Source organism: Spirillospora sp. NPDC049652 (assembly GCF_040675125.1).
In the GTDB taxonomy this organism is placed as follows: domain Bacteria; phylum Actinomycetota; class Actinomycetes; order Streptosporangiales; family Streptosporangiaceae; genus Spirillospora.
The window spans coordinates 1-20,723 of the sequence record NZ_JBFAOF010000003.1; the positions used below are offsets into that span (position 1 = coordinate 1).

Sequence of the window (20,723 nt, forward strand, 5' to 3'; positions counted from 1 at the left end):
GGGAAGCTGGCGCACGCGCTGGCGGTCGGCGCGCATCTGGCGGGCCCGCGCCGTCCCACGAGACGGCCGCCGAGGTCGGTGCGGTCGTCGCCCGGGTCCTCGCCGGCGAACTCACCCCGCCGCGCCCGCTGGACTGACCGCCTCGAAGGCAGGCCCCTGGCCCCACGCTTCACTGGTTTCGCGACACGGGTCGGAGATGGGGCGTGACCTGGGATTTTCGTCTGTCCGAAGCCAGGCGGAGCATCCGGTCGCGGGCGGTGGTCACGCGCGGTAGCGAAGGGTGATTCGACCGATAGGTCACGGTTTCGCGTCGTCGGTCAACCGCGCCGTCCGACCGCGCGTCGTCTTGTGACCCGCCTCCTTCACCCCTTCCCTTTCCTCACATCAGACGCGGAGGGAACACCCTTGCTTCGCATCACCACCGTCGGTGTGACGAGCGCGCTGCTGCTCGGCACCCTGACCGCCGTCCCGGCGTTCGCCGACGGGACGCCGGCGGTCACGATCGCCGCCACGCCCGGTGCGGTCGACCCCGAGCACCCGCAGGCCACCATCACCGGCAAGGTCACCGACGCCGACGGCGCGCCCGTCGCCGAGACGGACGTCGAGCTGATCGCCCCCTCCGACCAGGGCACCGTCACAGGCGGTAGGACGGACGCGGACGGCAACTACACCGCGACCGTCGCGCCCAACGGCGCGTCCGACTCGGTCGTCGTCAAGGCGAACGTCCCGTCGCTCAGCATCAGCTCCGAGCCCGTGACCGTCCAGATCAACCGCGGCGAGACCGTGACGGCGATGACGGCCAGCCGGACCACCCTGGACGAGGGCCAGCCGCTCACCCTGACCGGCAGCGTCACCTACAAGGGCGCGGCCGTCCCGGGCGGCAAGGCCGTCATCGGCCAGACCCGCGACGCCGACTGCACCGCGCCCCCGATGGCTCCGCAGCTGCTCACGGTCGGCGCGGACGGCAAGTTCAGCACGTCGGTCAAGCCGTCCTGCGGCGGGGTGTTCTACGTCGACACCACCCCGGACGGCCTCTACAAGGGCGGGCGGTACACGCTCGGCCACACCACCGTCCGGTACGCCGGGAAGCTCGCCTTCTCCGCCACCATGGACGCCTACGGCCAGGTCACGGCCTGGACGACCATGACCTCGCCGTCCAACGGCGGGACGTCCAACAAGCGCAAGGTCGTCCTCGAGTACTCCAGCAACGGCACGACCGGCTGGAAGACGATGAAGACCTTCTCGACGTACAACGCGGGCTACAAGGCCTCGGTGAACGTCTACTACTCGGGCTACTGGCGCTCGCGGTTCGCCGGTGACGCCAACCACGCGCCGGTGGTCTCGCCCACCAGGAAGCTGTGGCGCTGGTCGACGAAGATGTCGAAGCTCGGCGCGTCCAAGACGTCGGTCAAGAAGAACAAGTACATCACCGTCTCGGGCTACCTGTACCGCTGGAACACCGCCAGGAACGGCTACGGCGCGTTCGGCGGGCAGAGCGTCCGGATCATCTTCCGCTTCAAGGGCAAGAAGACCTGGTACCACGTCAAGTGGGTGAAGACGGACCGCAAGGGCCACTACAGCGCGAAGGTCCGCGCCTACGGCGACGGCTACTTCGCGGCGGTCTTCGCGGGGACCGGCGACACGTGGGCCGCGGGCACGCCGAACGACCGGTACGTCAACACCTACGCCGTCCCGTCGCCGGGGCAGCGGTCGGGTCCGGCGCCGGTCATCGACGTCCGGCCGTGGCGGGGCTAGTCGTTCCGAAGTGAACTGAACGGGAGGCCGGGGACGCCGGGTCGTCGCTGATGTGGCAGCGGCCCACCCGGCCTCCTGTAGTCCACGCCCATGGCGTCCAGCCGGGCGTAGTGCTCCTCGCGCATGCGGCGCTCGAAGTCGTCGGGATCGCGCCCCTCGGACGGTGACCAGACCGCCTCGGCGAACGCGGCGAGGCGCGGGAAGACCATGTAGTCGATGCGCTGCTGGTTCTCGGTGTGCTCGGTCCACATGTTCGCCTGGGCGCCGAGGACACGGTGCTCGTGCTCGGTTCCGGCCAGTTCCGGTGGGACGGGCTCGAACGCGTACACGTCCCGCAGCGTTTTCACCGTGCCGAACGCGACCGGCTCGTCCGGATGGTCGCTCTGCCGGTGGTCGAAGTAGACCTCCTGCTTCGGGCACATGACGACGTCGTTGCCCGACAGCGCCGCGGTGACGCCTCCCTCACGTCCGCGCCAGCTCATCACGGTCGCCCCCTCGGCGAGTCCGCCTTCGAGGATCTCGTCCCAGCCGACCAGGCGGCGTCCGCGCTCGGCCAGCCAGCGGTCGAAGTGGCGGATGATCCAGGACTGCAGGCCGTCCTCGTCGCCGACTCCGAGTTCCCGGATCCGCTTCTGCGCCGACGGCGACGCCTTCCACTCGTCCTTCGGGCACTCGTCGCCGCCGATGTGCACGAAGCGGCCGGGGAAGATGTCGAGCACTTCCTCCAGGACGCCCTCCAGGAACCGCAGCGTCTCCTCGTTCGCGTTGAGGACGTGCGGGTTGATGCCCCAGTCCGTCTTCACGCCGAGCTCGGCGGTGTCGATGACGTCGGTGTTGCCCAGCTCCGGGTAGGCGGCGATCGCGGCCTGCATGTGCCCGGGAAGGTCGATCTCGGGAACGACCGTGATGTGCCGCTCCGCCGCGTACGCCACGATCTCGCGGAGGTCGTCCTGGGTGAGGAACCCGCCGTGCGGACGGTCGTCCCACAGCTCGGGGCCGTGCCGGCCGATCCTCGTCCTCGGCCGGGACGACCCCACCTCGGTCAGCCTCGGGTAGCGCTTGATCTCGACGCGCCAGCCCTGGTCGTCGGTCAGGTGCAGATGCAGGACGTTCAGCTTGTGCGCGGCGATCAGGTCGATGTACCGCAGGACGCCGCTCTTGGGCGTGAAGTGCCGCGCGATGTCCAGCATGAACCCGCGCCATCCGAAGCGCGGGGCGTCCTCGATGACGACCCGTGGCAGCTCGCGCGGTTCCGGCCGTCCGGCCTGCCGGAACGCGTCCGGGCCGAGAAGCTGGCGGAGGGTCTGGCGGCCCCAGCACACCCCGGCCTCGTCCCCGCCGACGATCTCCACGGTCCCGTCCGCCTCGACCGTCAGGCGGTATCCCTCAGGCGGCAGCCCTGCGTCGACGCGGGCTCGGACCGTTCCGGCGAACGGCACGGTGCCGTTGCCGATAGGGGAAGTGATTCGGACGGGGCGGGGCACCAGGTTCGCGATCGTCACGATGAGGTCCTGTCCGGGCCTGTATTGCCCCAAACCGGGACTCAGTGCTTGCCGACGTGGCGCGGCGTCGCTGGGGTGTCCAGCGAAGGGCGAGCCGATGGACGGGACGCGGCGCGCGGGATTTTGGCCACTCTTGCCATATTTCGGACGCGCCAGGTTGGTGACCATGAACGGGTTCGTCCCCTCGCCAAGGAGGCCCCGTGAAGCAGCTCACGAAGAAGGGCGCCCGGTCGTCCCGGTCGTCTCTGCCATCCCGGCCGTCGTGGACCAGGCGCGCCGTCATCACCGCCGTCGCCGCGGCGTCCGTGGCCGGCGCCGCGGTCGACGTCCCGGCCGCGAACGCCTCGGTCTACCCGACGTGCACCATGTCCAGTTGCGCGGACGGCAGCGCGGCGGCGTCGGTCTGGGCGTCGAAGGGCTGGCCGTCCAGCAGCGGCTGGTACGCGTGGCCGGACGGCCGCTACAACTACACCGGCGGCGTGTTCCAGAACCGCGAGGGCCAGTTGCCGAGCGGCGTGTCCTACCACGAGTACGACGTCTACTCGCGGGCCAAGGGCGCCCAGCGGGACGCGTACCGGATCGTCCACAGCAGCACCGGCAAGGTGTACTACTCGCCCGACCACTACGCGAACTTCTACCTGCTCAGCAAGTGAAGCCTGAGCGCTAGCTGGAGTTCCAGCGCGCGGGACGGGCTGTTCCAGTCGTCGCCGAGGAGCTGCCGCACGCGGTCGAGCCGCTGCACGACCGTGTTGACGTGGACGTGCAGCGCCCGCCTGGCCTCGGTCAGGCTCGCGCCGCTGCGGTAGTAGGCGTCCAGCGTCCGGACCAGCTCCGTCCCGCGCCGCCGGTCGTAGTCGATCACCGGCCCGAGGACGTCGCGCACGTACCCCTGGACGTCCGCGCGGTCGCCGAGCAGGACGCCGAGGAAGCCGAGCCCGGACGGGTCCGCGCCGTCGCCCGCCCGGCCGAGCGTGTGGAGCGCGCGGACGCACCGCAGCGCCTCCTCGTACGCGGCCGGAAGCCGCGCCGGTCCCGTCACCGGATCGGACGCGCCGGTCGTCACCGGGACACCGCCCAACGCCTCGCCCAACTCCCCCGACAACGTCTGCGCCAGCGCACCGGACGCGTCCGTCGGCGCCAGGAGGACGACGTTCCCGTTGTGCGTCCCCGCGAGCCCTCCCAACGCGCGCGCACGACGCGAGACCTCGGTCAGCAGCCTGTCCCGCCTGGAGGCGTCGCAGTGCAGGACGAACACCGCGTGCGCACGAGTGAAGACCACACCGAGCTTGCGCGCGCGAAGCGTCAGGCTGTCGGCGCTGCCTCCGGTCAGAAGGTCTCCCAGGAGGTCGCCCCGGACGCGGTCCTCGGCCTCCGCGACGGACCGGCGCAGCAGCAACAGCAGCGCCGTGACCAGGCCCGCGCGCTCGAACAGCCGCCGGTCGCCGTCGGTCAGGTCCGGCCGTCCGAGCAGCGCCATCGTGCCGAGCGGCTCCGCGCCCGCGAGCACCGCGTAGATCCACGTGCCGTCCACCGGGACGGCCTGCACGCTCGCGCCCGACGCCGCCACGCCCTCGGCCGGCGGGACGAACGGCTCGGCGGCGACCCGCGCGACCTCCGCGCCGTCCGCGTCGTGTACGACGAGCCCGCCGCCGAGCAGCGCGACGATCTCCCGCGCCACGTCCGTCGCGTCCCCGCCGCGCAGCACCAGCTCGGTCAGCCGGTCGTGGATCGCGGCCGCGCGGCGCATGTCCGCGCTGCGCGCGCGGGCCGTCTCGGTCGCCGCGTTCAGCTCGGTGAGCGTCGCGCGCGTCTCCTCCAGCAGCCGCGCGTTGTCGATCGCGACGGCGGCGTGGTCGGCGAGCGAGGACAGCAGCGTCACCGCGTCCGGGTCGAACTCGCGGGGCCGCCGGTCCGCCGCGTACAGCACGCCGATCACGCGCGTCCCGACCCGCATCGGGACGCCGAGGATGCCGCGCAGCCCCTCCTCCCCGACCGCGTCGTCGATCGTGGTGGTGTGGTTGAAGCGCGTGTCGGTGCGGTAGTCGCGGCTGGCGTAGGGGAGCGCGGTCTGCGCGACGAGACCGCCGAGCCCCTCGCCCATGCCGAGCCGGAGCTGATGGAACTTCGCGGAGACCGAGCCGTCGGTCACGCGCATGTAGGTGTCCCCGGCGACCGGATCGTTGATCGTCAGGTACGCGGTGTCGGTGCCGAGCAGCGTCCGCGCGCGGTGCACGATGGCGCGCAGCACGGCGTCCAGGTCGCGGAGCGCCGCGAGGTCGCCCGCGCTGTCGAACAGGGCCGCCAGCTCCCGTTCGCGCCGCCGGTGCTTCTCCAGCGTGCGGCGGATGTCGAGGGCCGTGCGGGTCGCCTCGTCCACGAGCGCCTGCTCCTCGGGGCCGACGCCGGCGGCGCGCGCCTCGGCGGCGGGGCGCGCGAAGTCCTCGGCGGGCGCGCCGTCCGCGAGCATGCCGAGCAGCGCGCGGGTCGCCGCCAGCGCCGCCAGGGCGGGATGGTCCATGCGGGTCATCGTCGCAGCCTTCCGGCCGGGGCCGTCCGCTTTAACGGACGGCCCCGGCGGCACGGGCCCGGGATCAGGACGCGCGGACCGTCACCGCGGCCGGGCTCTCCGCACCCGACTCGGACCGCGCGAGGTCGCGGCCGCGGGTCTCCCGAGCGACGGCCACGGTGAGCGCGGTGACGACGGCGGCCAGCCCCATGTAGACCGCGATCGGCACGGCCGAGTCGTACTCCTTCAGCAGCTCGACCGCGATGATCGGCGCGAGCGCGCCGGCCAGGATGGACGAGAGCTGCGACCCCATCGACGCGCCCGAGTAGCGGACCCGCGTGTCGAACAGCTCCGACACGTACGCGGCCTGCGGCCCGTACATCGCGCCGTGCAGGACGAGCCCGACCGTCACCGCGACCGTGATCGTCGCGAACGACCTCGTGTCGAGCAGGGTGAAGAACACGACCGTCCAGAGCGCCATCCCGCCCGAGCCGATCAGCATGACCGGACGCCGTCCGATCCGGTCCGACAGCGCGCCCCAGGCCGGGATCACCAGGAAGTGGACCGCCGACCCGATCAGCACGGCGTTCAGCGCGGTGCTCTTCGGCAGCTTCAGGTGCTGGGTCACGTACACCAGCAGGAACGAGGTGATGATGTAGTACGAGATGTTCTCGCCGAACCGCGCGCCGATCGCGACGAGGACCTGCCGCCAGCCCGTCCGGAACACGTCCACGACCGGCATGCGCTCGTCCGCGCGCTCCTGCTTCTTCGCCTCCAGGAACAGCGGCGACTCGCTCACCGACACCCGGATCCACAGGCCGATCACGACGAGCACCCCGGACAGCAGGAACGGCACGCGCCACCCCCACGAGCGGAACGTCTCGTCCGACTGGACGGCCGCGAGCAGCGCCAGCACGCCGGTCGCCAGCAGGTTCCCGCCCGGCGCGCCGGACTGCGGCCACGACGCCCAGAACCCGCGCTTGCGGTCCCCGCCGTGCTCGGACACGATCAGCACCGCGCCGCCCCACTCGCCGCCGAGCGCGAACCCCTGGACGAGCCGGAGCGCGGTCAGCAGCAGCGGCGCCCCGACCCCGAGCGTCGCGTAGGTCGGCAGCAGGCCCATCGCGAACGTCGCGCCGCCCATCATCAGCAGGCTGAGGACCAGCAGCTTCTTGCGCCCCACCCGGTCGCCGAAGTGGCCGAACACGACGCCGCCGAGCGGGCGCGCCGCGAACCCGATCGCGTAGGTGAGGAACGCGATGAGCGTCCCGGTGAGCGGGTCCGCCTTGGGGAAGAACAGCTTGTTGAAGACGAGCGCGGCGGCGCTGCCGTAGAGGAAGAAGTCGTACCACTCGATCGTGGTGCCGATGAGGCTCGCGCTGACGATCCGCGCGATGCCCTTCGAGCGCTCTTTCCCGTTTTCGGGCATGGCTGTATCGGGGTGGGACATGGGGGCTCCGTCCTGGGCTGAGGATGGGGGACTGCGGATGCCTATGGGGAGGTGGGGCGCCGAAGCTGTTCGGCGGAGGTCATTGGGCGGAGGTCATTGGGCGGTCCAGCCGCCGTCCATGGTGAGGGACGTGCCGGTGACGAAGCCCGTGTCCGGGCCGCAGAGCCAGAGCACGGCGGCGGCGACCTCCTCCGGCTCGATCAGGCGCTTCACGGGGGTGCGGGCGAGGAGGACGTCGTCCACGACCTCGTCCGGCGGAACGCCGTGCACGGCCGCCTGGTCGCGGATCTGGCCCTCCACGAGCGGCGTCCGGACGTAGCCGGGATCGACGCAGTTGCTCGTGACGCCGTGCGGCGCGCCCTCCAGCGCGGCGACCTTGCTCAGGCCTTCCAGCCCGTGCTTGGCCGCGACGTAGGCGGACTTGTAGGCGCTGGCGCGCAGGCCGTGGACGCTGGAGATGTTGACGACGCGTCCCCAGCCCTGCTCGTACATGTGGGGGAGCGTCCGCCGCATCAGCAGGAACGGCGCGGTCACCATCACCTGCTGGATGCGGACGAACCGCTCGACGGGGAACTCGGGGATGGGCGCGACGTGCTGCAGCCCGGCGCTGTTGACGAGGACGTCCGCCGCGGCGGGCAGCGTGTCCACGGCGGCCGGATCGGCGAGGTCCGCGACGTGCGCCCGGCCGCCGACCAGCTCCGCGACCGCCTTCGCCGCCTCGCCGTCCAGGTCCACCACGTGCACGTCGGCCCCGGCGGCGGCGAGGGCGAGCGCGCACGCCCGGCCGATGCCGCTGCCGCCGCCGGTCACCAGCGCGGTCCGGCCGTCGAGCGGTGGTGTTCCCGCAGGCCAAGAGTTCGTCATGGCCCGAACTGTAAGGTGGGTCACACGCGCTGCCCATGGTGTCCGCCCACACACTCTGTCCGTTACGAGTGGGGGTTCATCACAGAGTGCAGGACGTGAGGAGGCTCGCGGCGTCCCCGGCGGGACGCGGGATCGTCCGGCTCGCCGGCGGGGCCTCGCCGCGTCCGAGCCAGCGTTCGAGCGCGGTGAACGCCGACCGGTGGCACGGGACGAGCGGCCGCAGCCGGTCCGGGAAGGCGTCGAACAACGAGTCCACGTGCGTCCCGTCCTCGACGCGGTAGTAGCGGAACATCGCGCCGCGCCCCTGCGCGCGCACGAGCCGGGCGTACTCGTCGGAGTCCTGGCTGATGGGAAGCAGGCCGTCCAGGGTGCCGTGGATGGTGATGAGCGGCTTGCCGATGCGTCCGGTCAGCGCCACCTTGGCCACCGCCCTGTGCACGCTCGCCGGGCGGCTCGCATAGTCGTAGTCCTCGTCCGCGCCCGTGTAGCTCGGGTCGAACTCGGCGCGGTAGATGCGCTGGGTGAGTGCCCAGTAGTACTGGCTGTAGAACGGCCACAGGAACTCGGATTCGGCCGGGAAACCGGCCTTCACCACAGCGTTCTTGTCCTGCGGGTAGGCGCGCAGTGCCGGAGGCAGGAAGGTGAACAGGTTCGGGCCGTTCGTGCGCCAGAGCGTGCCCTCCCAGTCGACTCCCCCGTCGTACAGCTCGGGATGGTTCTCCAACTGCCAACGCACGAGGTAGCCGCCGTTGGACATGCCCGTCACGAGCGTTCGGCGCGGCTTCTCGCGGTACCTCTGCTGGACGACCTTCTTGGCCGCCCGCGTCAGCTGCGTCAGGCGGAAGTTCCATTCGGCCATGGCATCGCCCGGCCGGCGGCCGTCCTTGTAGAAGTCGGCTCCGGTGTTGCCCTTGTCCGTGGCCGCGAACGCGTATCCGCGCGCGAGCACCCAGTCGCCTATGGCGCGGTCGTTGGCGTACTGCCCGCGCACGCCGGGCGTGCCGGACACGACCAGCCCGCCGTTCCAGTGCTCCGGAAGCCGGATGACGAACTGCGCGTCGTGGTTCCAGCCGTGGTCGGTGTTGGTCGTGGACGAGTCGGGGAAGTACCCGTCGATCTGCACACCGGGCACACCGGTCGGCACCGGCAGGTCCTTCGGCGTCAGTCCCGACCAGTCCGCCGGAACGGTGTGCCCGGACGCCACCGTGCCCGCCGTCGTCAGCTCGGAAAGGCACGCGACCTGCTGATACTGGGCTCCCGGAACCGTGATCCCGGCCGGACAGGACTCGGCTCGCGCAGGCGTGAATGCGGGCGTGGACGCGTACACGGGAGTGGGTGCGACGACCACGCCTGCCGCGACGAGCAGCGTGGTCAGTGACGATTTGAGCGGCATCGGGGGACCTCCGTGGAGAAGGGACGGATGCCGCGGACGCTAGATCGCCCCGCCGCGACGCGACATGTCCGCGCCCACCACTGTCAGTCCCCGGCCGGTGTCGCCCGCCGCCACAGCGGGGAGACGAGTGGTGCCATGGCTAAAGGACGAGGGGTGTCGCGACGATGACGCGTCCGCCGCAGAAGCGCTGGTACATCGCCTCGTCCGGCGACGACCACGACGGGTGCTCCTCGAAGGGCAGCCCGGTCGGACGGTCGGCCTGACACAGATCGGCGAGGAGCGCGTCGTCCGGCAGCCGCGCGGCCACGTCCGCGAGCACCGGATCGCCGGAGTTCCGCGCCCGCTCGACGTCGAGGATCTCCGCGACCGCGTCGTCCGCCAGGCGCGCCGCCGCTTCGGGCGTGTCAGTCGAGTAGCCGTCGTCCGCCTCGCTGAAGTCGCCGAAGAACCAGGCCATGAAGGCGGTGTGGAAGTCGTCGTCGAAGGCCTCGGCGTCCCGCTCGGCGTGGCGCACGTACGACGCGACCGTCACCAGCCAGTGCTGCAGCGAGGGCGCGACCATCCGCGCGCCGTGGTTCTCCCAGAACATGAACACCGGTCCCCAGGCGCCGGTTTCGCGGTCGATGTCCACGTAGTAGGTCTCGGCGGCCGGGTTCGAGTGGACGCGCAGGTACGAGCCGGGCTCGCCGCAACGGTCGTCGCAGTCGTCCCTGACCGGCCCGAACTCCTCGCCGCGGTTAAGCCAGAACATCCCGACGTGCCGGTAGAGCCGCCTGATCTTGTCCGGGACGGGGACGCCCCACGCGTCCATGACCTCGTCGCCGAGCGCCTCGTCCAGTGCCGCGTACCCGCCGTCCGCCGCCTCCCGCAGGGCTTGGACGACGTCCTGCCAGGAAGGGGCCTCACCGTTCCACGCCATACGCGGATCTTGCTACAGAACCGGGTGGTGTTCCGGCGAATCCGGCTGATCGGAACTCGAACACGAAAAGCCTTCGAGTGGGTTGTTCATGGATGAGTAAGACGGGTATCCGGTCTTCGGTCCGGGCGGGCCGTACGCCGACCCGCCCGGTCCGATGTGACACTGTGATGATCGGAGTCCTGAGATACCGGGGGCGCGGGTGAAGAAGAAGCGCGGGTACCTGATCTGGCTGGTTCTGCCGCTGGTCGTCGTCGCCGCGCTGCTCACGGTCAAGGACGGCGACTCCGAGAAGCCGTACGCGGTGGAGAAGCCCACGTCCGGGCCGTCCAGCACCGGCGCGGACGGACCGGCGAACGAGCGGTCGCCAGAGCACTACGTCTCGCAGGTGCGCAAGTACGCGCGTGAGGCGCGCGTCGACCCCACGCTGCTGATGGCGATCCTCTACAACGAGAACAACAAGCCCCACGAGCCGGAGCTGGAACGCGCCTGGCAGCGGTTCAAGCCGGATGCCGCCTTCGGCATCGCGAACATGCACAAGGCGGCGTTCAACGAGACCAAGGACGGCCGTCCGTTCGAGGGCCGCCGCTGGGAGGAACTGCCCGACGATCCGGGGCTGGCCGTCCGCGCGGCCGCCTGGTACCTGCACGACCTCGCCCGGCAACTGCCGTCCGAGCGGTCCTCCGACTTGAGCAAGTCGGACCTTCTGGCGCTCGGCTACAACGCCGGCGCGGGCAACATGCGGCTGTTCGCCAAGGGGACGAAGCCGGGCGACACGGCCGCCTCCTACCTGCGTCGCCTGCACGAGAACTGGGGCAAGGCCCAGAAGGCGTTGGAAAGCTAGAGCGGACACAGGTCAAAGGCCGCCGGGACGAGGCCGTCGCGCCGCGAAGTGGCGTCCTGGGTGTCCTGGAGTGGCGTGAGCACGCGGGCTTATCGCCTGGTCGGCTGCGCGGCCACGCTGCTGTTCGTGGCCGTCGTTGCGGGTCACGCCGCAGAAGACGCCCTTCCTGAACCAATGACGCCCTACGGCTGCGCTGGCTGACCAGGTGGACCGGCAACCGTCGGCGGTGCCGGGGTGCTCGGCTGCCCCGAACCCCGTGAGCGGACACGGCTGAGCCTCCGACCAGGCAGAACGTCTGCCCCAGTGACGCCGACGGCAGGCGTCAATCAGCGGCGACTCGGCGCATCGGAAAGTACTTGACGGATCGGAAAGTAGAAAGTAGTTTCCAACATGGCAAGTACTTCACGGGTCAGACAGGAGACGCCATGAACCCCGTGCCCAGCCCCGCCGAGGCCTTGGCCGAGATCGAGCGCACCCAGCAGAAGTCCTATGCCGGGCAGCGTCTCCCGCTCTGGTGGCTGCCCAGCGTGGTAGGCCTGATCACGATCGTGTCGATCGCCATGGAGCTGCACGGCACGGTCCGCTCCGTCCTGCTGATCGTCGCCGGGCTGGGGCTGGTGGCGATGACCGCCCTACTCGCCTACCGAATGCGGGTGAAGAGCAGGCTCCAGGTCTGGACGCCGCGTGCCGCCGGCTGGCTGCTCGTCTGGGTTCTCCCCATCTTCGTGCTCCTCGGGGCCACCCCGCCGCTCGTCTGGCTGGTCACCGACTCCGCGATCTGGCCGAAGATCATCTCTTGGGTCGTGGTCTCGCTCTACGGTGTGCTGACCCTCCGGTGGGCCGAGCGCCGGATGATGGCCGACACGAAGGGAAAGGTCACCCAGTGAACCTCGATCCGGTGATCCACGCCCCCGTGCGGCTCCAGATCGTGTCGCTGCTCGCCACCGCGGCCGAGGCCGAGTTCTCGTTCGTCCGCGACAACCTGGAGGTCAGCGACTCCGTGCTGTCCAAGCACGCGGCGGCGCTGGAGACCGCCGGCTACGTCCACATCCGCAAGGGCCACGTGGGCAAGCGTCCCCGCACCTGGCTGAAGCTCACCGACCAGGGACGCGCCGCCTTCCGCGAGTACGTCGCGACGCTTCAGCAGATCGTCGGCCGGCCTTTGACGGACACCACCCGGGAGGCGAGCTGACCGAACCGGAAGGTCATCCCGGCCGCCACAACCTGCACGCGCGAGTGCCGGCACGCCGAGCACAAGAGGACATGGTTGGCGGGTTCGGCTGATCCAGCCGGGGCCATGTCGGTGTGATGCGGTTGGATTCCGGCATGCCGATCAGTCCTCCGCCGGCGGCGCAGCCTCTCGCCGAAGCCGTCCCGTACCTGTTCCGCTTCAAGTCGTCGCTGGTCAAGCGCTGGTCCCACACCCGGATGCGGGAGTTGTACCAGGAATTCGATCTGGCGACCTACCTCTGGTCTCTGAACCGGGAGTCGGAGGCGGTCGAGATCCTCGACTCGATCACCAACGCGATCCCCAAGTCGATGGGCGACTACAACATCTGGTGCCCAGTCGTCGCGATGCACGCCCTCCAGGCCCGCATCCTGCGCGGCCACTCTGCGGCGGGCACCGGCGAGGAAGCAGACGGTGAGAACGTCTCGACACCCGTCCCGCCGCACGCTGACGACGCCGACCGCGCCAACCCTGAACAGGGACGCCGCGCCGTCCTCCCCGTCCTCCGGCTGGCGGACAACGTCGGTGCCGTCGTCGCAGACCCAGGATTGGCGGACAACCCGCCCTATATCGCGGAGTCCGTGACCGAGGCAGAGGACAAGTTCAAGGCCGCCTCCTCCGAGAAGAGCCGTGCCACCGCCTGCCGGAACCTCTCACGCGCCCTCTGCCCTCTCTTCGTCCGCTCCGAGCTGGCACTCGCCCGGCACCCCTTCAGCGCCTACTACGACCCATCCGAACCCGACCGCCTGATCCAGATTGGCCGCGCTGCCCTGGCCACCCGCCTCACCTCATAACCGCTGAGCAACCCCACGACGGGCCGGCCTCCACTGGGACACGGCTCCGGCGAGAGGCGACCACTGCTCGGCCGCCGCCACCTTGATGCCGGTATGTCGGTGCCCTCGGCGCTGGCATCGCGAGGGCGAACACTCATCCGGCTTGAGGATGGCCAGTCGAGGAGCATCCGTGGCCTGCGGCTCACACATCGGAGAGAACGAAGGTCGAACGTTGATCTCCTGCCCCTCGCGCATGGAGATCCTCATGCGGGCTCGTCGTGGGGCAGCGGGGCCTTGAGCGCCGGGGGGCGGCTCGACCTCAGTCGGTTGGGGACGCGGCGGTGATGAACCGGTTGATGACGGTGGCCCAGTCCGCGTCGTCCACGGGGGCGAGATCCATCATGTTGGTGAAGAGCGTCCCGAGGGCGACCGACAGCAGGAACCGGGCCAACGCGTTGGGCGGAAGGGACGAGTCCACCGAGCCTTCCTGCTGCGCGGCGGCGACCAGGCTCTCCACGGTTTCCAGGTGCGCGGCCAACTCGGCGGAGAAGACCTCCGCCACGCGCGGGTCGCGCCGCGCCGCCGCCGCGCCCTCGACGAGCATCGCGCTGATCTGCCGGGGCCGATGCGGAAGCTCCTCGCCGAGGTGCTGGACGACCTCCGGCACCGGCACGCCCAGAGCGCCGTCGCTGATCAGCCGTGCCAGCTCGGCGGGCATGTGCGACTTGATGGCGTCCGCGAGCAACTCCGCCTTGGACGCGTAACGCGAGTAGATGGCACCGGTGGAGAGGCCGGCGCGTCGAGCGATCTCCCCGGTGGCCGTCCCCGCGTAACCGCGCTCGACGAACACCTCGGCGGCGGCGGCGAGCAGCCGCTCGCGCGCCTCCTCACTCGTCAGCCCGGCCACTCTCCCCATGCCTCTCACCCTAAGCGCCCCACCTCAGCCCCACGCCCGCCGAACCTCCGGCCCGTCCGCCCGACGCCCTGGGCGCGACCTGCCGAAGCGACGATCACGTCGATGTCCTCACGTGAGGGCCGGCCGTTGCTGCCGCTTGGCTCTGCCTTGCTCCAGCCTCCTCGGTCCGTGTTCTCGTCCAGGCGGTGGCGACGGACCGACCCTGCTCCGGCCCATCCCGGTTTCCGGGCCGTCGTGGCCTGAGCCTGGCACTGCTCGGCCTTCGCCCCGGGTGACTTGGCTTCGGGGCGTCTTTATCGCCACGCCCCGGCCTCGGATGTGCGGGGCGCCGCGGGGCGGGGTTTCAGTTGCGGAGGTGGGCGGGGGGAGTGGGAGTGGGGTTCTCCGGGGTGGTGAGCATGCCGGTGCGGTGCCAGATGCGGGCGCTGGGGCCTTCGATCATGCCGATGTCGGTGAGGAAGCCGGTGGCGCGGCGGAAGGCCCAGCGGAGGGTGGCGCGCCGGTGCGGGCTGGTCTTGGCGGTCCGGTAGGCGGCGCGCGGATCGAGGCCGACGGCGCGGTAGACGGCGGGGCGGGTGATGCGGGGGGCCATCCGGAGCGCCACGCCGGCGATGCCGGACGCCTGGACGCGCCGCAACGGACGCGGCGTCGCGACGACCTGGCGCTTGAGTTCCTCGCGCGCGTACGAGATGTGCCGGGCCTCCTCGGTGACGTGGATGCGGCTGATCGTCCGCACGAGGGGCTGGACGCGCTCGTCGGTCATGGTCACGCGCTGGACGGCGTCGGTGACCTCCTCGACGAGCAGGACGGCGGCGAACATCGCCATCGGCGGGTCGACGAGACCGGCGATCTTGCCGAGCTGGAACTCGGGCCAGGCCATCCGGTACGGGCGCAGGCCGGTCTTGCCGATGCAGCGTCCGAACATGGCGGAGTGGCGACATTCGTCCGCCGTCTCGGTGAGGGCGTACGCGATGTGCCGGGAGGTCGGATCGCCCCGGTAGACGTGGCCGAGCAGGCCCTTCATCAGCATGATCTCGGACCAGATGCCGAACGACAGCATGCTGACCAGTTCGTGCTTGGACAGCTCGACGCGTTCCCGGTGGGTCATCCGGTCCCACAGCGGCGTCTCGTAGAGGGAGAGCGTCTCGGGCGGGAGGTAGAAGAGGTCCGGATCGAACGGGACGGTCCAGTCGACGTCCACCTCGGGGTCGTAGGACTTCTTCGCCGACGCCTTCAGGAGGCGTTCCGCCACTCGCTCCCGGTCGCGGAGCTCCACCGTGTGATCGCCGTCCGCGCACCGCACCAGCGCCGTCGTCATGGTCGTCACGCCTCCTGGGAATGGGCCGTGAAAATAGTAGGCAGTATTTTTATTCGGAGGGCAAGGCCCGGACGGGTGTGACGTGCGTCGCGCCGCCCGTCCGGAGCCGGGGCGCGTGACGGGCGGGTCCCCCGGTCGTGTTCACTGTGTGGCAGGGAAACGACCTGCGGAGGGGCGGATGGCTGTGGGAGGTCAGCGGCTGACGGCGACCTGGGCGGGCCCGCGTCCGGACGGACGGCCCGTCGTCGTCACGGGCGTGTTCGACGTCCTGCACATCGGACACGTCCGGTTCCTCCGGGACGTGGCCGAGCGCGGATTCCCGGTGGTGGTCGGAGTCGAGAGCGACGAGCGGGTGCGCGCGTGGAAGGGGCCGGGCCGCCCGGTGAACCCGGCCGCCGAGCGCGCCGAGGTGCTTTCGGCGCTGCGCTCGGTCGTGGGCGCCTTCGTGGTCTCCGGTCCTGCCGCGGTGGCGGGCTGGCGTGACTACGCGGACCTCCTGGCGCCCCTGCAGCCGGTGGCGCTCGCCTATACCGCGGGGGACCCGCACACCGAGGCCAAGCGTCTGGGCGCTGAGGCCATGGGCGCGCAGTCCTGGGAGTTCGGCGTCACCGAGGCCCACTCCACCAGCGCCATGCTCGAGGCCATCACCTCCCTCGGCTGACCCACTCCGCCGCTCGCCGACCGCCCTCCGCGCCCGTCCCGGAGGCGGGGGAAATCCGATTGCGGGCCGTCCACCCGCTTCCTAATGTCGGTTCTGATCAGCGTGTAGCTCAGGCAGCAGAGCACCGGGCTTCTTCCCGGAGGGCGCGGGGGCGGAGCCCGCCACGCTGGCTATGAACATCGGAGAGGGTTACCCGCTCGGGCGCCTCGCGCGCGCCTTCACGACGGCCACTCGGCACGAGGACCCCGCCACCAGGCGGCGCGCGGAGAACCGCGTCCGGGCCTGGACGCGGGTGCTCGACGGGATGGCCGACGGGACGCTCGCCATCGGCAGCCGCACACCGGTGGCAGGACTCCCGGCATGGGTCACCCTCCAGGTCGTCCACGGCGGCTTCGCCACCGGCACTCCCCTGGCGGGTGGGCCGCTACTCCCCCACGAGTCCGCCGTCGCCGCCAACCGAGCCGACGTCTTCGCGCACTACCTCACCGACGCCGGCATCGCCGAGCTCAACGCCATGCTGGACGCGGGGGACTACGAGATCACCGTCCCGGAGGAGTCCGCGCTGCTCACGGTCGCGTGGCTGCTGCGCGACGGCGACCGGACCGCCGCGCTCGACGTCCTGGACGAGATCGCACCCTTCGCGGACCGCCTCAGGTTCGTCCCCCGCCGCCACCCCGGCCGACCACAGCGCGACCCGGAGCATGTCTTCAGGCGCTCGGTCGGTGAGGTGCGCGCCGCGCTTCTCGCCCGCCGCACGCCTCCCGCGATCGACGCGATGCACGAAGCGCTGAACGTGTGGAATCCCTTCGCCGATCGCCTCCTCACGCACTGGCTGACCACGGTCGTGGACGGTCGCGTAGCCGCCGCCTATCCCGAGGACTGGGCGGAGCGTTCTGCTGCCCTCCTCTCCGAATACAGCGCCCTGGCCGCCGCGCACCGGCTGTGCTCGAAGCATCGCCGCCCGAAGGAGAACGCGGCGATCCTGCGCACCGCCATGGAGGACGTCCTCGGCGGCCGGACCCCGAAGCGTGGCCTGCTCCAGCACGCCGTCGATTCGATGGTCGCCCGCCGGGGGACCCCTGGCTCCCCCGAGCACTCCGCCCTCCGCGAGCGCCAGGCCGCCGACGCCGCCCGTCCTGTCCACCGCAGGCTGGCCGAGATCGCGGCCGACCGCCTGGCGGCTCTCCCCCAGGACGACGGCCTCCCTGACACCACCTCCTTCATCCATCCGGTGACCCAGGACGAACACGCTCGTTCCCTCCACGACACACCCGTCAGCCGAGAGGACGCCCCTCTCCCGACCAACAACCGGGACCGCGTGCCTCCCCCCACCCCTGGCGACACTCCTCAACTCCCCGCCAAGGACACGCCGCCCCCCAGCGGATACGAGGCAGCCACCTCGCCCCAAACCCCAGGCGAGGCGGCCACCCCCACCCAGAATCCAGGCGAGGCAGCGACCTCGGTCTACGGCCCCGGCGAGGCAGCCACCCCGATCCAGAATTCAGGCGAGGCAGCCACCTCAACCCAGAATCCAGGCGAGGCAGCGACCACGAACTACGGCCCAGGCGAGGCGGCCACCCCGGCCCAGAACTCAGGCGAGGCGGCCGTCCCGAGCCAGAACTCAGGCGAGGTGGCCGCCTCGGCCCAGTGGTCGGCCGAGGCGGCCGTCCCGAGCCAAGGGCCGTGGGATGCCCACGGGCGGTATCTGGGCGACGCTCCTGGGCAGTCTCTCGACCAGGCCAATGGCGTGCGGGCGGGGCGTCCGGGAGTCCCTGTCGGGACCGTGATGCCCGACGTGGTGCTGCGGACGGTCGGGCAGGGGTTGAGGGCGCCGATCGAGACGTTGGTCGAGCGGCGGATCGTGGCATCGGCGGAAGTGCTGGCGGGGCTCGTTCCGCAGCTTGTGGCGTCCACCGTGGCGATGGACTACGCCGACGAGCGTTTGGCGACGCTGGTGTCGGCGGGATACCGGGCGTTCCGCAAGCGGCGTTCGTTGCTGCTGGTGAACCTGGAACACCAGGTGCGGTTCGAGGAACTGCCCTGGGTACGGGCGATCGAGTCGCGGCGGGGGAGCGGCGGTGACGCGGCGCGGGCGGCCGCGCGGACGGCGCTGACCCGGCTCGGCGAGCTCACCCTCACCGCGTTCCCGGGGACGATCATCCCGAACCGGCTGGTCACCGAGCTCTCCGCACTCGCCCGGCAGGCCGGCCTCGACGCGCCGTTCGTCGAGGAACTCGCCGCGGACATCTTCATGGACGACTTCTCCCCGAAGTTCGTGCGGGCCGCCGAGATCGCCGCTGAGCTGCTCGACGGCTCGCTCTACGTCCGCTACTACGGCATCGACACGGCGCACCTGTGGACGCTGCGGACCGCGCACGGGGCCGCCTCGTCCGACACGCCACCGAAGCGCGAGCCGCGGACGCCGAAGGCAGGGGCGCGGAAGGCGCATGCCGGTCTCACCTCCGATCCGGAACGGGACGCCGCGAGGGAGTTCGCGGCGTTGTGCAAGGCGCGCGCGGGAGCAGGGGGCGGGTCGTGGGTGGCCGCGAACGGACGGGTCATCGAGCAGTCCCAGATCCTGACCACGCACAATCTCGCCGTGCTCGTCGGGCCGGCCGGCGTGTCGCCCGGGCCTGGCTGGCCCGAGCTGGCGCGCCGCGCCTTCACCGTGATGTGCGACCGGCTGCTCACCGCGCACCGGTCGGCACTGCCGCTACGCGCCGTCAAGGACGCGGCGTACGCGTGGCGGCAGGCGTTGTTCTACCTGTCCATGGCCGGTGACACCGAGGCCCGGGCCTTCGCCCTCTGGGCCCGCGACGAGACCGACCGGGTGTTCGGACCGGTGGCAGCCCGTACGGCCGCGCCGACGGCCGCACTCGACCGGGTGCTCGCGGGGCTGGACCACGTCCTGGACGGCGGCGGGCTGGACGGGGACGACGGGTACCCGCGCCGGTTCCTGGGCTGGTCCGGCCGCTGGATCCTCGGCCGCTGACCACCTGTCAGAACTGGGGACGGAACCTTCGCCCCGCTCCCGAGATCCAGTGTTCCCGCAGTGTGCGCCCAGTGAAAGCGCGTCCACAGATTGTGGATAACTCGCGGACGGGAGTCCCTCGCCTACACGCCGCCACCCCACCCTAGGGCCCCGTCGGCCGCCCGACGATCAGCTCCCGCGTGTCGGGTGGTGAGGCCTGTGGATGCGGCGCACAGTGTGATGCACAAGAAGATGATCTGGGGATGCGGCTGGGGATTTCCGGTGGGCGGACGGTTTCCACCGGATGCGGGAGACTGTGGAGGCCCGCTGCCCACAGGCTGTGCATGAAGGCGGCACGACCCGGGCGGGGACTCCTTCCAGCGCTGGTCAGAACGTTATCCACGGGGTGGATAACCGGACGCCGCCTGGGGGTGACTCTGGGGATGCGCGGTGGACGGCGGACATCCCCTTCTCTGCACAGGTTGTGCACCGAAGTTATCCACAGGCTGTGGAAGACGGTGGACTCGCCGAGCGTCGCCCACAGCTCGTCCCCAACGTTGTCCAGAGGCGCCGCTCGGTGCGCGAAACCCCGGCCAACTGGGGATTTCCGTGTGGAGAAACACCCCGGAACCCCTGCCCACGCAGCCGAAAAGCTGTGCAAACCGTCGTCCCCGCCCTGTGGATGAACCCCCTCGCCGCCGTCGCCGTCCCCTGCGAGTCAGAAATCACCCGGACGCTCCGAAAGCAGCGTCCGCACCCGCTGCACACGCCGAAAGGCAAGACCGATGCCGGACACGACATCCGCCTCGGTCACTCCGCCGTCAAAGGCGCCGACATCACAACCCGGCCCGCCACAGGAGCAGGATCAGCGAGGAGAGGGCCAGGCCGGCCGCGCCCAGCGGCACCGCGCCCAAGGTGATCAGAAGGGTGCACCCGGCGGCCGTCGCGGCCGCCACCAGCAGCAGTCCGAGCCGGCCCGAGGACTCCGGACCGTCCGCCGCCTCAGGCCGCAGTTCCCGTTCCCAGAGACCGAAGTCGTCCTGTGCGCTCATCGGGACTCCCTGACGTCGTTGCCCGGATTATCCGGCCGATCGGCGTCCGAAACGAGGTGGCGGGCCCGCCACAGCACCCGCACCGTCCTTGGACGGCGCGTCCGATAACGGCACATGGGGTGCGGATCGCTCGGCCCGGGTTGCTAGGCTGCGGAGAACCTGGGGGAAGAGTCTCCTGACACCCATGTCCCTCGGGTTGGCTTCATAGTCGAGGTGAAGGGGTCCCCACCGTGAAGAAGCTGCTTGTTCTGGCCGTCGTGGCTCTTGGCGGGTTCGTCGTCTGGCGTCGTCTGCAGCAGGACCGGGCGGAGCTGGACCTGTGGACCGAGGCCACGTCCACCGACAGCTGAACCGATATACGCCGTGCATGGCCCCGGCGTGACCGGGACGGACAGCCGTCCCGATCCGCCGGGCCAAGGCGTACCCGGCCGTGCACGGCACCCCGATAACCGGGCGCGTGCGATGCCCGTCCCCCGGTAAGCTTTGACCCGCCGAGGGGCCTTAGCTCAGTTGGTAGAGCACCGGCTTTGCAAGCCGGGTGTCAGGGGTTCGAATCCCCTAGGCTCCACCTGCG

At 70.9% G+C, this 20,723-nt stretch carries 18 protein-coding genes and 1 tRNA gene; 10 read left to right on the forward strand and 9 right to left on the reverse strand.

The features are described from left to right. Positions 1-405: 405 nt before the first annotated feature. Positions 406-1,755, forward strand: coding sequence for a carboxypeptidase-like regulatory domain-containing protein (locus AB0J52_RS00520; protein ID WP_500179402.1), 1,350 nt, complete (start codon positions 406-408; stop codon positions 1,753-1,755). Here the strand turns inward: AB0J52_RS00520 and AB0J52_RS00525 are convergent. Continuing rightward, positions 1,752-3,221 carry a beta-N-acetylhexosaminidase gene (locus AB0J52_RS00525; protein WP_500179440.1) on the reverse strand — a complete coding sequence of 490 codons (1,470 nt, stop codon included), beginning with the start codon at positions 3,219-3,221 and terminating at the stop codon, positions 1,752-1,754. The genes AB0J52_RS00520 and AB0J52_RS00525 overlap by 4 nt on opposite strands. Before the next feature lie 236 nt (positions 3,222-3,457). Here AB0J52_RS00525 and AB0J52_RS00530 point away from each other — a divergent pair, with 236 nt between their 5' ends. After that, a complete protein-coding gene (locus AB0J52_RS00530) occupies positions 3,458-3,910 on the forward strand; it encodes a ribonuclease domain-containing protein (protein WP_500179404.1) in 453 nt (150 codons plus the stop codon). On the opposite strand, the gene AB0J52_RS00535 is transcribed toward AB0J52_RS00530, so the two are convergent. The 5 genes from AB0J52_RS00535 to AB0J52_RS00555 form a co-directional block, all read right to left on the reverse strand. Further along, positions 3,892-5,775 (reverse strand): helix-turn-helix domain-containing protein, encoded by a 1,884-nt coding sequence (locus tag AB0J52_RS00535; RefSeq protein WP_500179405.1) that lies wholly within the window; start codon positions 5,773-5,775, stop codon positions 3,892-3,894. The two genes, AB0J52_RS00530 and AB0J52_RS00535, sit on opposite strands and share 19 nt — an antisense overlap. A 73-nt stretch (positions 5,776-5,848) precedes the next feature. Beyond that, complete coding sequence (locus AB0J52_RS00540) at positions 5,849-7,192, reverse strand: MFS transporter (RefSeq protein ID WP_500179406.1); 1,344 nt, start codon at positions 7,190-7,192, stop codon at positions 5,849-5,851. A 114-nt stretch (positions 7,193-7,306) separates the two neighbouring features. Next, on the reverse strand, positions 7,307-8,077 hold the full coding sequence (locus tag AB0J52_RS00545; protein WP_500179407.1) for a 3-hydroxybutyrate dehydrogenase: 771 nt from the start codon (positions 8,075-8,077) through the stop codon (positions 7,307-7,309). 79 nt (positions 8,078-8,156) lie between these two features. After that, positions 8,157-9,470, reverse strand: a complete 1,314-nt coding sequence (locus tag AB0J52_RS00550) for a 3-hydroxybutyrate oligomer hydrolase family protein (RefSeq protein ID WP_500179408.1) — start codon at positions 9,468-9,470, stop codon at positions 8,157-8,159. 139 nt (positions 9,471-9,609) lie between these two features. Beyond that, complete coding sequence (locus AB0J52_RS00555; RefSeq protein ID WP_500179409.1) at positions 9,610-10,389, reverse strand: hypothetical protein; 780 nt, start codon at positions 10,387-10,389, stop codon at positions 9,610-9,612. Positions 10,390-10,588: 199 nt separating this feature from the next. On the opposite strand from AB0J52_RS00555, the gene AB0J52_RS00560 reads away from it, so the two are divergent. The 4 genes from AB0J52_RS00560 (at position 10,589) to AB0J52_RS00575 (ending at position 13,252) form a co-directional block, all read left to right on the forward strand. Next, positions 10,589-11,230 (forward strand): transglycosylase SLT domain-containing protein, encoded by a 642-nt coding sequence (locus tag AB0J52_RS00560; RefSeq protein WP_500179410.1) that lies wholly within the window; start codon positions 10,589-10,591, stop codon positions 11,228-11,230. 425 nt (positions 11,231-11,655) lie between these two features. Further along, positions 11,656-12,117, forward strand: coding sequence for a hypothetical protein (locus AB0J52_RS00565; RefSeq protein ID WP_500179411.1), 462 nt, complete (start codon positions 11,656-11,658; stop codon positions 12,115-12,117). Further along, the gene (locus tag AB0J52_RS00570; protein ID WP_500179412.1) at positions 12,114-12,422 is read left to right on the forward strand and encodes a winged helix-turn-helix domain-containing protein; all 309 of its coding nucleotides are present in this window, start codon (positions 12,114-12,116) and stop codon (positions 12,420-12,422) included. The genes AB0J52_RS00565 and AB0J52_RS00570 overlap by 4 nt, the downstream gene beginning before the upstream one ends. A 134-nt stretch (positions 12,423-12,556) precedes the next feature. After that, complete coding sequence (locus tag AB0J52_RS00575; RefSeq protein WP_500179413.1) at positions 12,557-13,252, forward strand: hypothetical protein; 696 nt, start codon at positions 12,557-12,559, stop codon at positions 13,250-13,252. Positions 13,253-13,550: 298 nt separating this feature from the next. Here AB0J52_RS00575 and AB0J52_RS00580 read toward each other — a convergent pair whose 3' ends face one another. Further along, entirely contained in the window at positions 13,551-14,147 is a 597-nt protein-coding gene (locus tag AB0J52_RS00580; RefSeq protein WP_500179414.1) for a TetR/AcrR family transcriptional regulator, read from the reverse strand. A 343-nt stretch (positions 14,148-14,490) separates the two neighbouring features. Beyond that, positions 14,491-15,465 (reverse strand): AurF N-oxygenase family protein, encoded by a 975-nt coding sequence (locus tag AB0J52_RS00585; protein ID WP_500179441.1) that lies wholly within the window; start codon positions 15,463-15,465, stop codon positions 14,491-14,493. Between the two features lie 178 nt (positions 15,466-15,643). Here AB0J52_RS00585 and AB0J52_RS00590 point away from each other — a divergent pair, with 178 nt between their 5' ends. Both AB0J52_RS00590 and AB0J52_RS00595 read left to right on the forward strand, forming a co-directional pair. Next, positions 15,644-16,126: an adenylyltransferase/cytidyltransferase family protein gene (locus AB0J52_RS00590; protein ID WP_500179415.1), complete on the forward strand. Its 483-nt coding sequence runs from the start codon at positions 15,644-15,646 to the stop codon at positions 16,124-16,126. 172 nt (positions 16,127-16,298) lie between these two features. After that, positions 16,299-19,118: a transcriptional regulator gene (locus AB0J52_RS00595; RefSeq protein ID WP_500179416.1), complete on the forward strand. Its 2,820-nt coding sequence runs from the start codon at positions 16,299-16,301 to the stop codon at positions 19,116-19,118. 815 nt (positions 19,119-19,933) lie between these two features. Here AB0J52_RS00595 and AB0J52_RS00600 read toward each other — a convergent pair. After that, a complete protein-coding gene (locus AB0J52_RS00600) occupies positions 19,934-20,149 on the reverse strand; it encodes a hypothetical protein (protein WP_500179417.1) in 216 nt (71 codons plus the stop codon). A gap of 230 nt (positions 20,150-20,379) precedes the next feature. On the opposite strand from AB0J52_RS00600, the gene AB0J52_RS00605 reads away from it, so the two are divergent. Then, positions 20,380-20,499, forward strand: a complete 120-nt coding sequence (locus AB0J52_RS00605) for a DLW-39 family protein (protein WP_211245696.1) — start codon at positions 20,380-20,382, stop codon at positions 20,497-20,499. A gap of 145 nt (positions 20,500-20,644) precedes the next feature. After that, positions 20,645-20,717 (forward strand) — tRNA-Ala (locus tag AB0J52_RS00610). Positions 20,718-20,723 lie beyond the last annotated feature (6 nt).